Below are 12,151 nucleotides of genomic sequence, written 5' to 3'. Positions count from 1 at the left end.
CCCTGCGCCACAGCACGCATCGCGCCAGGTAGCGCATGTTCTCAGCGCTGGGGAAGCCTTATGATTCCGAGTGGAACTCAGTCCAGATCGTCGTGCCGCATGAGCTGGCGGGCCGCCTCGGTGACCGATCCGGTCAGCGACGGGTACACCGAGAAGGTCTGTGCGAGATCGTTGACCGTCAGATTGTTCTGCACCGCCAGCGCGATCGGCAGGATCAGTTCGGAGGCGATCGGTGCCACCACCACACCGCCGATCACCACACCGGTGGCGGGGCGGCAGAAGATCTTCACGAAGCCGCGCCGCAGCCCCGACATCTTGGCCCGCGGGTTGGTGTTCAGCGGCAGCATCACCGTGCGGGCCGGCACCTCGCCGTTGTCGATGGCGGTCTGGCTGACGCCGACGGTCGCGATCTCCGGGCGGGTGAACACCGCCGACGCCACCGTCTTCAACCGGATCGGCTGCACTCCCTCGCCCAGCGCGTGGTACATCGCGATGCGGCCCTGCATGGCGGCCACCGAGGCCAGCGGCAGCAGGCCGGTGCAGTCACCGGCGGCGTAGATGCCCGGCACCTGGGTGCGCGACACCCGGTCCACCCGCAGGTAGCCGCCCTTGTCCACCCGGATGCCGAGGCGCTCCAGGCCCAGGCCGGCGGTGTTGGGGGTGGAGCCGACCGTCATCAGGGCGTGCGAGCCGGTGACCGTGCGCCCGTCGGACAGCTTCACCACGATGCCCTCGGCGGTGCGCTCCACCGCGTCGGCGCGCGCGTGCTTGACCAGTTCCACCCCGCGCTCGGCGAGGGCGTCCTCCAGCACCAGCGCGGCGTCGGCGTCCTCACCGGGCAGCACCCGGTCGCGGCTGGACACCAGCTTCACCTGCACCCCCATCTCGGTGTAGGCGGAGACGAATTCCGCACCGGTGACACCGGATCCGACCACCACCAGGGTCTTCGGCAGTTCGGTGAGGTCGTACAGCTGCCGCCAGTTGAGGATGCGCTCGCCGTCCGGCTCGGCGCCGGGCAACACGCGCGGGCTGGCACCGGTGGCGATCAGCACCACCTCGGCCTCGATGACCCGCTCCTGACCGTCGAGCAGCCGGGCCAGCACCAGATGGGTGGCCAGGCCCGGAGCCTGATCGATGATCTCGCCGCGGCCGGACAGCAGCGTCACCCCGGCCGCCTGGAGTTTGGAGCGGATATCGGAGGACTGCGCCTGCGCCAGCGCCTTGACCCGGGCGTTGACCTCGGGCAGCCGCACCTGCGCCTGGGCGTGGTGCACGGTGATGCCCAGATCGCGAGCGCGGCGCAGGTCGGTGCGCACGCCGGTGGAGGCGATGAAGGTCTTCGACGGCACGCAGTCCCACAGCACACAGGCGCCACCGACGCCGTCGCTGTCGATCACCGTGACCGACGCGCCGTGCTGGGCCGCCACCAGGGCCGCCTCGTAACCGGCGGGTCCGCCCCCGATGATGGCAATGCGGGACATGTTCTACCTCCGCTGTCGAAGCCGTGTGGTCCGGGATCTCCGGCCCCGACCAACGTTATCGGTCCTGGTCTCGCCCCGTTTGACCGCATCACCGGATGTGATCGCGACAACAGTCTCGCCCACCGGAACCGGATCCGGGGGCCCGGGAACACACGCGCAACGCGATGGTGACAAATAATCCCAACCTTGCCGGGGGAGCCCGGCCGGTTGTTCGCTACGCTTTCCCAGTGCCGATATACGCCGCCTACGGGTCCAACATGGATCCCGAGCAGATGCTCAAGCGCTGTCCGCACTCCCCCGTGTACGGGACCGGATGGCTCGAGAGCTGGCGCCTCACCTTCGCCGGGGACGACATCGGCTGGGAGGGACCGCTCGCGACGGTGGTCGAGGAGCATGGTGCTCGGGTTTTCGTCGTGCTGTATGACGTGTCCGCCGAGGACGAACAGAGCCTCGATCGCTGGGAGGGCTCCGATTTCGGTATCCACAAGAAGATCCGGCTACGCGTGACCCCGAATCCGGGCACCGGTACCGAACCGGTGCTGGCCTGGCTGTACGTGCTGGATGCGTACGAGGGCGGACTACCCTCGGCGCGCTATCTCGGCGTCATCGCCGACGCCGCCGAGAAGGCCGGTGCCCCAGGCGAATACGCGCATGCCCTGCGCACCCGCAACAGCCGCAACGTGGGGCCGGGGACGCCCTACGGCGGCCTGATGTAGTCCGGCGGGCCGGGCCCCTGTGGTCCGGCTCGACCGGATGCGCCGGTCCGGACCGGGCAGCCCTACGCGTGGCTCGCAGCCGCGCGCGGTAACCGACCCGGGGTGGTGGCCGACTCCCGCGCAGCGTGCGGGCGGCCGGTGCGACAGAGAACGGCCCGGATGCACGCACCCGGGCCGCGTATCTCCGTGTGACTAGCGCGCCTGCAACACCAGATTCGACAGCACCCGCACACCCACGCCCAGTGCGCGTTCGTCGATGTCGAAGGTCGGCTGGTGCAGGTCCAGCTGTTCGCCCTGACCGGACCAGACCCCCAGCCGGGCCATCGCGCCGGGCGCCTCCTCCAGGTACCAGGAGAAATCCTCGCCGCCGCCGGACTGGGCGGTGTCGGCCAGCGCGTCGGGGCCGAGCACGCGCACGGCCTCCTCGAACATCCGCACCGCGTGCTCGTCGTTGACCACCGGCGGGACGCCCCGCTTGTAGTTGAGCTGGTAGCGCACGCCGGTCGGAGCCAGCAGGCCCTCCACGATCTCCCGGACCAGCGGCTCCAGCAGCGCCCAGGTGGTGTGGTCGCCGGTGCGGACGGTGCCGGTCAGCATGCCGGTCTGCGGAATCGCGTTGGGCGCCTTGCCCGCCGACACCGCACCCCAGACCATCACGGTGCTGGTCCGCGGATCGACGCGGCGGCTGAGCATGCCCGGCAGGCCGGTGATGACGGTGCCGATCGCGTACACCAGATCGCTGGTCAGGTGCGGGCGCGAGGTGTGGCCGCCCGGCGAGTCGAGCACCAGTTCGACCGTGTCGGCGGCCGAGGTGATGGCGCCGACCCGCAGGCCCACCCGGCCGACCTCCAGGCGCGGATCGCAGTGCAGCGCGAACGCCCGCGACACGCCCGACATCGCACCCGCGGCGACCATGTCGATGGCGCCGCCGGGCATGACCTCCTCGGCGTGCTGGAAGACCAGTCGCACACCGACCGGCAACTCCGGCATCTCGGCCAGCGCCAGCGCGGTGCCGAGCAGGATCGCGGTGTGGGCGTCGTGCCCACAGGCGTGCGACACGCCCGGCACGGCGGAGGCGAAGGGCAGGCCGGTGTACTCCTGCAGGGGCAGGGCGTCCATATCGGCACGCAGGCCGATGCGCGGGGTGTCGGGACCGATGTCACAGAGTAAGCCGGTGCCGCTGGGCAGTTTGCGCGGCTCGAGGCCGGCCTTGACCAGCCAGGTCGCGATGAATTCGGTGGTGGCGAATTCGGTCCGGGACAGCTCGGGATTGGCGTGCAGATGCCGCCGCCAGCCGATCAGATCCTCCGAGTGCTCGCTCAGCCACGCTTCCACTGCGTCCGTGCCGGTCCGGACGGACCGGCCACTTGTGCTCACCGACGTTCCTCCTGTCGCGATGTTCTGCGAATTCTGTGTTCCGACAGCCTGTCTCTGTGTAATTGATCGCCCACGACCTGGATCGCGGTACGGGCCAGCGCGGCGGCTCCGTCGAGTACCGCGAGGTCCGCGGAGGCGGTCACGCACGCGGCCGCGAATTCGGGCTGGTGTGTCACCGCGCCACCGGCATCGATCCCGATGACCGGGTGGATGCCCGGAATCACGTTGGTGACGTTTCCCATATCGGTACTGCCCAGGGGCCGCGTGGCCGCGATCGCCTCGGCGAGCGGTACCCGGCCGGTGCCGAGAATTTGCTCGCGATAGGCAAACAGTAGCGCCGGATCGGGCGTGAGCTCGGTATATGGAGGTGCCAGCGGCCGGATTTCGTGGGTGCATCCGGTAGCCAGTGCTCCCGCCTCGAAGCAGGCCGACGCGCGTTGCATCAGATCGTCGAGAGCTGCGGAGTCGCCTGCCCGTAGATAGTACAGCAGTTCCGCATGTCCGGGCACTATGTTGGGGGCCACGCCGCCCGATGCAACTATACCGTGCAGTTGCTGTCCGGGCCGGAGATGTTGTCGCAGCAAGCCGAGGGCGACCTGCGCGATGGTGGCCGCGTCACCGGCGTTGCGACCGTGTTCGGGGGCGGCGCTGGCGTGCGCCTCCCGGCCGCGATATGTCACCGATATGTCGGCCAGGGCCAGCGAACGAGCGCCCACGATATCGAGCGGGCCGGGGTGCACCATCATCACCAGCGCCGCCGGATCGAAGACGCCGCGCTCCAGCATGAGCACCTTGCCGCCGCCGCTCTCCTCCGCCGGGGTGCCGTACACGGTGACCGTGATCCCGCACGCGTCGGCCACCTCCGCCAGACCGAGCGCCGCGCCGACCGCGGCCGCCGCGATGATGTTGTGCCCGCAGGCATGTCCGATCTCGGGCAGCGCGTCGTATTCCGCGCACAGCCCGACGACCAGCTCACCGCTGCCGTAGGTGGCGGTGAACGCCGTCGGCAGCTCGGCCACCGGCGTCTCGACCACGAACCCGCGCGCCCGCAGCGGGGCGAGAGTCTTTGCGACACTGCGTGTTTCACCGAAGGCCAGCTCCGGCTCGGCATGGATGGCGTGGGACAGGCCGATCAACTCGTCGGCCACCGCGGCGACGACGGCATCGGACCGCGCGGTCAGCCGCGGATCGGCCGGACGCACCGCCTCCGTGCCCTGACCACTGTGCTCCTGCGGCATGGCACCCAGTGTTGCACTGCGGCCGCCGCCGCGCCCGGTGGGCTATCCGGCGGTGAACTCCATGTTCTCGGCGGTGGTGGGGACCGCCAGGCCCGCGAGGACGCGCTCGTGCAGGTGGCGCTTGATCACCGGGAGGTTGGGTTTGCGGTTGCCCGCGAGGGCGGCCGCGCGGGCCACGGCGGCGGACAGCAGGTCGGCGGGGTCCGCGGTGTCGTCGACGATGCCGGCCGCGCGGGCGTCGGCGGCGGTGTAGCGGCGACCGGTGGTCATCGCCTCCAGCGCCACCTGATTGGGCAGTCGCTCGACCAGCAGCGAATTCATGGCCGGGGTGAACCGCATGCCCAAGTGCACCTCGGGCAGGCACCAGTAGCCACGATCGGTGCGCATCACCCGGAAGTCGTGCGAGGTGGCCAGCATGGCGCCGGCGCCGAAGGCGTGGCCGTTGACCGCGGCGACCGTCGGCAGCGGGAACGTCAGCAGCCGGCTGTAGATCGCGTGCACCCGGTCCAGGTACCAGTAGTGCTTGTCGACATTGCCGAACAGCCAGTCGGTGTCGAGCCCGTTGCTGTAGAACTTGCCCGACGACACCGTGACCAGCGCCGCCGGTCCCTCCGAGGCCTCGACCTCGTCGAGCAGGGCCTGGAACTGATCGATCCACTCGGGATGGAAGCGGTTCTCGCTGTCGGTCTGGCCCTCGTTGCCGAGGTAGAGCACGAACACGTCCCCGTCACGGTCCAAATACGGCATGACGCGAGCATAAGTTACCGACGGGTCGGAACCGGCACCCGCATCAGGTCTTCCGCGACCACCAGTTCACCGTCGAAGTGCTTGCGCGCCTCCACGCGATGACCCTCCAGGTCGGCGTAGCGCTGGGAGAAATGGGTCAGCACCAGTGTGCGCACACCGGCCTCCTGCGCCACCTGCGCGGCCTGGGCGGCGGTCAGATGCCCGAAGTCGCGGGCCAGGTCCGCCTCGCCGTCCAGGAAGGTGGCCTCGATGACCAGCATGTCGGTGTCGGCGGCGAGTTCCTCGACGCCCTCGCACATCCGGGTGTCCATGACGAACGCGAAGCGCTGCCCCCGCCGCACGGCCGAGACGTCGTCGAGGGTGACGGTCCGGCCGGCCGGGGACTGCACCGCGCCCTCACGCTGTAATCGGCCCACCATCGGCCCGCCGAGGCCGAACTCCGCCAGCCGGTCCGGCAGCATGCGGCGGCCGTCGGGCTCGGTGAGGCGATACCCGAAGGAGTCCACCCGATGCGACAGCCGCACGGCCTCCAGTTCGAATGTGGCGTCCGGCAACGCTATTGCGCCGCCGGTGACCCGATGCTCGCGCAATCCCGGAAATTCGGGCACCACGTCCCGCAGCCGCCGGTAGATGTCGAGGCCGGAGGCGGGAAAGCAGACGTCGACCGGGTGCTGCACCCGATCCAGATTCAACCGGGCGATCACGCCCGGCAGCCCCAGGATGTGATCGCCGTGGAAGTGCGTGAGGCAGATCGCCGTCACCCCGGTCACCGACACGCCCGCGTAGAGCATCTGCCGCTGGGTGCCCTCGCCGGGATCGAACAGCAACCCCGCACCGTCCCAGCGCAGCAGATAACCGTTGTGGTTGCGCTGTCGGGTCGGCACCTGGCTGGCCGTCCCCAGCACCACGAGTTCACGCACGCCACCATCCTGCCGCGTCCGGGCCGAAAATCCGGCGCGGCGGCACGCGGCGGCCCGAGGAGCGACGCGCCCGGCATCCCCTCGGACGGATATGTGACACAGAACACCATGAGCCGCGGCGCCGTGCGCACCCACGCCGCCGTCGCACCGCGTTCCGCGGCACCGGGGCGAGCGGATTCGACGCCACCGGCCACCCCGCCACCGATCGGTACCTGCGCACCGCCGCGGCCGGATCCGGCCCGGCATCATGCCCGGTCACGCCGCCACCGTGCCCGGTGGCGCACGGTGTGCCGCCCTCGCGCGGGCGGCCACCGCAGCGGCCCGCACCGACGCGCGGATCGGGCCGGGAGCCACGACACCACCCGCACCGGCGCGCGGACGAGGGCGACCGGGACGCGCGCGGGCCGGATCGGCGGTATCCGCCGCAGAGGATTATCGTTGGCCGCATGCTTGCCGAACAGGCCGCCGCGGCGATCGCCGAACGTACGGGAGTTGCGCGCCACCGGGTTGCGGTGGTGCTCGGATCGGGCTGGCAGGATGCTGCCGCCGAGATCGGCAATCCGGCGACGTCGCTGCCGATGGTCGAGGTACCCGGCTTCGGATCGCCCACCGCGCAAGGGCATCAGGGCACCCTCCATTCGGTGTCCGTGGGCGACACTCCGGTGTTGCTGCTGATGGGCCGCCAGCACCTGTACGAGGGCCACGAGCCGGCCCAGGTGGTGCACGGTGTGCGGGCCGCGATCGCGGCGGGCGCGACGACGGTGGTGCTCACCAACGCCGCCGGTGGCATCCGCCCCGGATTGCAGGTCGGTGAACCGGTGCTGATCGCCGATCACCTCAATCTGACCGGTCGCACCCCGCTCGCCGGGGCCGAATTCGTCGACCTCGTCGACGCCTGGGACCCCGAATTGCGTTCGCTGGCACGGGAGATCGACCCCAGCCTGACCGAGGGCGTGTACGCGGGGCTGACCGGACCGCAGTACGAGACCCCGGCCGAGATCCGCATGCTCGCCACCGTCGGCGCGGACCTCGTCGGCATGTCGACCGTGCTGGAGGTCATCGCCTGCCGCGCCCTCGGCGTCCGGGTCCTGGGCATCTCCCTGGTCACCAATCTCGCCGCCGGGGTCACCGGCGCGCACCTGTCGCACGCCGAAGTCCTCGCCGAGGGCCACGCCGCCGCCCCCCGCCTCGGAAAACTGCTGCGCGGAGTGCTCGAGCGGCTCTAGGCATGCGGACGGCCGCCCTGCGAACCACCGCCTCGATCCACGGCAGCGGGGTGCGGGTGCGAGCCGTTCCCCGAATCGGCTGTGCGCCAGTCGAATCGGCGGATCGACCGGATCGTCGGCCCCGGACCATATCCCGTGCCGGACTTCCGTCCGGGCCGATTCCCGGGCTCACACCTGCCGAACCCGCGAAACGAGAACTACCCCTGCGTGATCGACGTGGCGAACATGCCGGCCGCCGCGGCTGTTTCCCGAGGCGTCGCGAACCCGGACCGGCAACCGCGATCGGCCGTCATTCGCGGCCGGCAGCGGTTCCAGTCGTCGGCCCGGGTGATTCGGCCCGCGACTCGGTGCGAGACATATCAACTGCCTCGGTTCATTTCGGTGACACACCACCGCACCGGGGCCCGACTGCCGCCGGTCGTCGACGACGGGACCGAACCGCAACTGCGGCACAGCTGCGCGACCGGTTCCGGGTCGGCGAATGCCCTTGCCGGACAAGCGCACACCCGGTGGCAACGGGCCGATGCACGGCGGACGGGCTCGCCCGCTGTGCGATCCGGCGCGCCGATGCCGTCGGCTGCCACAGGATCAGGACGGCCGGGATTCCCCGGGGGCCGGAGCACGGCCGGCGGCGATCGCGGCGTGCTCCGGGCCGGTACCGAGGACCGGTCACACGCGGCGCACGCTGGGCCGCCGGGAAGAAAGGGATGATCGATGCTGCGATTCGGGACCGCCGGGCTGCGCGGGCCGTTGCAGGACGGGCCGGACGGCATGAACGTCGAGACCGTGACGCGGGCGAGCGCCGGGCTGGCGCAGTGGCTGCGTGATCGGTGCCTGGGCGGCGGTCTGGTGGTCGTCGGGCGCGACTCGCGGCACGGCTCCGAGGAATTCGCGGCGGTGACGGCGGAAGTCTTCGCGGCGGCGGGCTTCACGGTGCTGCCGCTGCCGCGGCCACTGCCGACACCGGTGCTGGCCTTCGCCGTCCGCGAATTGAAAGCCGTTGCGGGCGTGCAGATCACCGCATCGCACAATCCGGCGGTCGACAACGGCTACAAGGTGTACCTGGACGGCGGCACCCAGCTGATCCCGCCCGCGGACCAGGAGATCGAGGTGTGCATCGACGCGGTGCGCGACCCGGTCGCACGGGCCGACCCGACGGCCGCCGCACCCTCCCCCACGATCGCGGAACTGCCCGCGACGACGCCGGTCACCGAGATCGGCGAGGAACTGGTCCGCCGGTATCTGGCGCGCGTCGCCGAAGTGCCGCAACGGATCGGCGGGCCCGGCGACACGCCGGGTACGGAGGATACCGCTCGTGGAGCCGGGCCGGCCACCGGTGGCGGCATCGGATCGGATGCGGGTGGCACGGAGCCCGGCACTGCCGACGCCGGAATTCGCCACGGTGGCGCCGGGCCGGATGCGGTGGGCTCCGTCGTGCGGAAGGCCGTGGCGCGGGCGGGGTTGCGGATCGCGCTGACGCCGATGCACGGGGTGGGCGGGGAACTCGCGGTCGCCGCATTGCGGGCGGCCGGATTCGGTGATGTGCACGTGGTCGAGAAGCAGTTCGCGCCGGATCCGGATTTCCCCACCGTGCCGTTCCCGAATCCGGAGGAGCCGGGGGCCGCGGATCTGCTGCTGGCGCTCGCCGCGCAGGTCGGGGCGGATGTCGCGATCGCGCTCGATCCGGACGCCGATCGGTGTGCGGTCGGGGTGCCGGGGCCGGACGGCTGGCGGATGTTGCGTGGGGACGAGACGGGGGTGCTACTGGCGGAGTACGTGCTGCGCGCGGCGGCGCCGGATTCGCTGGTCGCGACCACCATCGTGTCCTCGCGACTGCTGAGCGCGCTCGCCGCGGCCCGGGGGGCGCGGTATGCCGAGACGCTGACCGGTTTCAAGTGGCTCGCGCGGGCGGGCGCCGGGCTGGTCTACGCCTACGAGGAGGCGATCGGGCACTGCGTGGATCCGGCGGCGGTGCGCGACAAGGACGGCATCTCGGCGGCGGTCGCGGCGGCCGATCTGGTGGCCCGGCTGGCCGCGGCGGGCCGCACGCTACTCGATGTGCTCGACGACTACGCCGTCGAATTCGGTGTGCACGCGGGCGATCAGATCTCGCTGCGGCTCGCGGATCAGGAGGCGGCCGCGGCCGTGGTCGGCCGATTGCGGGACGCGCCGCCGGAGACGATTGCCGGAGTTCCGGTGCGGTACACCGATCTGGCGGCCGTTCGTGGCCGGATGCGCACGGACGCACTGATATTCGAGGGCCCGTCGCTGCGGCTGGTGATCCGCCCGTCCGGCACCGAGCCGAAACTGAAGTGCTATGCCGAAGTGGTGCAGCAGGTTTCGGACAGGTCCGCGCTGGCCGAGTCGAAAGAGCTTGCGATGCGGCGACTTTCCGGAATCAGGGCGTTCTGCACCGGGCTGTGAGGCCGGGTCACGCGCGCCGGGGCCGCCGATCGAGGGCGGACCGCACGAACGGCGTGACGAGGTCCAGGAACTCGTCGGGGGCCGACGAGAAGGGCATGTGCCCGGTGTCCAGCACCTCCAGCCGGGCGCCCGGGATGCACCGGCTCGTCGCGCGGCCGATGAACAGGGGTGCGACCGGATCGCGGCGGCCCCACACGACCAGCGTCGGCGCCGTGATCCGGTCGGCGCGACCGGTGAGGTCGTAGCCCGGGTCGCCGAAGCTGCGCCACAGCGCGACGTAGGTCGCACGGCCGGACACGGTGCCGAGGAAGCGGGCGGCCCGGTCGACGACGGCATGATCGTTCGCACTGCGCGGCTTCGTGTAGGCGCGCACGATCCGCGGCAGCAACCATCCGGAGAGCGGTCGTGCCGCGAACGCGTAGGCCCGGCAGTACGCACGGGTGAACAGGGTTCGCCGCACGAACCCGCCGGTGTCGACCAGCACCAGGCCCGCGACGCGCGACGGATCCTCGATCGCGAGGCGCGCCGCCGCGAAGCCGCCGACCGAATTGCCGATGAACACCGCCGGTTCCGGCGTCAGGGCGGCGACGAGTTCGGCGAGCGCGTCGGCCAGCCCCGTCGCGGTGACGTCCGGATTCGGGGCGGAGGCGCCGTGCCCCGGCCAGTCGACCGCGATCACCCGGTGCTCCCGCGCGAGCCCGGGGACGATGGCGTCGAAGTCGTGGTGGTCGTGGGCATTCGCGTGGAGCAGGAACACCGGCGGCCCGTCGCCGGTCTCCTCGTAGGCCACCTCACCCATCGATGTCCGCACTGTGCGCATCGGCCGTCCCCTCGTTTGGTCGTATGCCGACCGATCGGTCATTCAATGACCGATCGGTCGGTCAACTGGAATGCTATCGTCGGCGCGACGGGCACACAAGGGCACCGGATCACGCGGGGCCGCATCGGTTCCCGGAGAGGCACGGCCGATGAATCTCAGGCAGGACGCCGCCGCGCGCACCAGGTCGGCGCTGATCGACAGCGGCCTGCGCCTGGCCGAGCGCGTCGGACTGGCCGGGCTCAGCGTGAACGCCCTGGTCGAGGAGCTCGGTGTCGCCAAGGGCACGTTCTTCCACCACTTCGGCTCCCGCGCGGGCTATCTGCTGGCCCTGCACCGCGAATTCCACGATCGGCTCGAGACCGTCATCGCGACGGCCATGGCCGGTCACGACCCCGGATACGACCGGCTGCTGGCCGGGACGACGGCCTATCTGGACGCCTGCCTGCGCGACCGCGGGGTGAAGGCGCTGCTGCTGGAGGCGCGCGCCGAACCGCTCGTCGCGGACGAGGCGGCCCTCCGCAATGCCCGCAGCGCCGCGGTGGGCGAGCCGGATTTCGCCGCCCTCGGCTGGCCGCATCCCCACGATGCCGCGCGGTTGTGGGTCGGTCTGGTCGCCGAGGCCGCACTGCTCGAACTCCAGGCCGGGCAACGGCAACCCGGTGTTCGCGAGACGCTCACCCGCTATCTCCGAGATCGGCCCGCGAACCCCGGGTGACGTGCCGCATTCCGGTCCGGATGGCTTGGCGCGCATGAATTCTGCGCGAATCTTCGATCATTCCGATTCGAATCGCACGCCGGTCGGTGCGATCATCCCGAAGGTGAGCGAACTGCACTGCACCCATTGCGGAAGCACCGGCCTGGAGGCCGGACTGGTCCAGGGCACGGGATTCGAGCTGGGCGTGAGCCGCTGGATCGCAGGTGTCGGTGGCAAGCTGTTCGAGCCGTCCGAGCGGCCGAACTACGCGATCGACACCTACCGCTGCCCGACCTGCCTGCACATCGAGATGTTCTCGCAGCCCACTCCCCTGCCGCTCGGGCCGCTGGACAAGCTGGAACGGCAACTGGACCGCTGGGGCGGCCGCCTGCGCGATCGCAACGAACGCGCCCGCGCCCGCAGCCGCCGGCTGCGCACCCCGCGCGCCGCACGGCGCATCCTGCGTCCGGCCCGGCCCGGCGATACGGAGCCGAAATGAGCGACCGCG

The 12,151-nt window shown here is 71.1% G+C and carries 11 protein-coding genes; 5 read left to right on the top strand and 6 right to left on the bottom strand.

The window, feature by feature from the left end; all coding sequences use genetic code 11:
• Window positions 1–77: 77 nt before the first annotated feature.
• The gene (locus LBW94_RS33395) at window positions 78–1,481 is read right to left on the bottom strand and encodes an NAD(P)H-quinone dehydrogenase (RefSeq protein ID WP_225059504.1); all 1,404 of its coding nucleotides are present in this window, start codon (window positions 1,479–1,481) and stop codon (window positions 78–80) included.
• A 227-nt stretch (window positions 1,482–1,708) separates the two neighbouring features.
• On the opposite strand from LBW94_RS33395, the gene LBW94_RS33390 reads away from it, so the two are divergent.
• A complete protein-coding gene (locus LBW94_RS33390) occupies window positions 1,709–2,197 on the top strand; it encodes a gamma-glutamylcyclotransferase (protein ID WP_225059505.1) in 489 nt (162 codons plus the stop codon).
• A gap of 192 nt (window positions 2,198–2,389) precedes the next feature.
• Here the strand turns inward: LBW94_RS33390 and LBW94_RS33385 are convergent, their stop codons facing one another.
• The 4 genes from LBW94_RS33385 to LBW94_RS33370 all read right to left on the bottom strand — a co-directional run bounded on the left by LBW94_RS33385 (window position 2,390) and on the right by LBW94_RS33370 (window position 6,479).
• Window positions 2,390–3,532 (bottom strand): M20 family metallopeptidase, encoded by a 1,143-nt coding sequence (locus LBW94_RS33385; RefSeq protein WP_416277004.1) that lies wholly within the window; start codon window positions 3,530–3,532, stop codon window positions 2,390–2,392.
• Window positions 3,533–3,570: 38 nt separating this feature from the next.
• The gene (locus LBW94_RS33380) at window positions 3,571–4,755 is read right to left on the bottom strand and encodes a M20 family metallopeptidase (RefSeq protein ID WP_225059583.1); all 1,185 of its coding nucleotides are present in this window, start codon (window positions 4,753–4,755) and stop codon (window positions 3,571–3,573) included.
• Window positions 4,756–4,854: 99 nt separating this feature from the next.
• Window positions 4,855–5,559 carry an enoyl-CoA hydratase/isomerase family protein gene (locus LBW94_RS33375; protein WP_225059507.1) on the bottom strand — a complete coding sequence of 235 codons (705 nt, stop codon included), beginning with the start codon at window positions 5,557–5,559 and terminating at the stop codon, window positions 4,855–4,857.
• 14 nt (window positions 5,560–5,573) lie between these two features.
• Complete coding sequence (locus LBW94_RS33370; protein ID WP_225059508.1) at window positions 5,574–6,479, bottom strand: ribonuclease Z; 906 nt, start codon at window positions 6,477–6,479, stop codon at window positions 5,574–5,576.
• 446 nt (window positions 6,480–6,925) lie between these two features.
• Between LBW94_RS33370 and LBW94_RS33365 the strand changes: the two genes are divergently transcribed.
• Both LBW94_RS33365 and LBW94_RS33360 read left to right on the top strand, forming a co-directional pair.
• Window positions 6,926–7,705, top strand: a complete 780-nt coding sequence (locus LBW94_RS33365; RefSeq protein ID WP_225059509.1) for a purine-nucleoside phosphorylase — start codon at window positions 6,926–6,928, stop codon at window positions 7,703–7,705.
• Between the two features lie 714 nt (window positions 7,706–8,419).
• Window positions 8,420–10,129 carry a phospho-sugar mutase gene (locus LBW94_RS33360; RefSeq protein WP_225059510.1) on the top strand — a complete coding sequence of 570 codons (1,710 nt, stop codon included), beginning with the start codon at window positions 8,420–8,422 and terminating at the stop codon, window positions 10,127–10,129.
• A gap of 7 nt (window positions 10,130–10,136) precedes the next feature.
• Here the strand turns inward: LBW94_RS33360 and LBW94_RS33355 are convergent, their stop codons facing one another.
• Entirely contained in the window at window positions 10,137–10,949 is an 813-nt protein-coding gene (locus LBW94_RS33355; protein ID WP_225059511.1) for an alpha/beta fold hydrolase, read from the bottom strand.
• Window positions 10,950–11,097: 148 nt separating this feature from the next.
• Between LBW94_RS33355 and LBW94_RS33350 the strand changes: the two genes are divergently transcribed.
• Together LBW94_RS33350 and LBW94_RS33345 are read left to right on the top strand one after the other, a co-directional pair.
• A complete protein-coding gene (locus LBW94_RS33350; RefSeq protein ID WP_225059512.1) occupies window positions 11,098–11,664 on the top strand; it encodes a TetR/AcrR family transcriptional regulator in 567 nt (188 codons plus the stop codon).
• 103 nt (window positions 11,665–11,767) lie between these two features.
• Window positions 11,768–12,142, top strand: coding sequence for a hypothetical protein (locus tag LBW94_RS33345; RefSeq protein WP_225059513.1), 375 nt, complete (start codon window positions 11,768–11,770; stop codon window positions 12,140–12,142).
• Window positions 12,143–12,151: the final 9 nt, after the last annotated feature.

This window comes from Nocardia sp. alder85J (assembly GCF_020176955.2).
Taxonomy (GTDB): Bacteria; Actinomycetota; Actinomycetes; order Mycobacteriales; family Mycobacteriaceae; genus Nocardia.
This window is presented reverse-complemented; position numbering and strand designations above follow the sequence as displayed.

Coding starts and splice junctions, on each gene's coding strand:
- LBW94_RS33355 (WP_225059511.1), bottom strand. CDS start 10,949: ATGCGCACAGTGCGGACATCGATGGGTGAGGTGGCCTACGAGGAGACC.
- LBW94_RS33365 (WP_225059509.1), top strand. CDS start 6,926: ATGCTTGCCGAACAGGCCGCCGCGGCGATCGCCGAACGTACGGGAGTT.
- LBW94_RS33360 (WP_225059510.1), top strand. CDS start 8,420: ATGCTGCGATTCGGGACCGCCGGGCTGCGCGGGCCGTTGCAGGACGGG.
- LBW94_RS33375 (WP_225059507.1), bottom strand. CDS start 5,559: ATGCCGTATTTGGACCGTGACGGGGACGTGTTCGTGCTCTACCTCGGC.
- LBW94_RS33395 (WP_225059504.1), bottom strand. CDS start 1,481: ATGTCCCGCATTGCCATCATCGGGGGCGGACCCGCCGGTTACGAGGCG.
- LBW94_RS33350 (WP_225059512.1), top strand. CDS start 11,098: ATGAATCTCAGGCAGGACGCCGCCGCGCGCACCAGGTCGGCGCTGATC.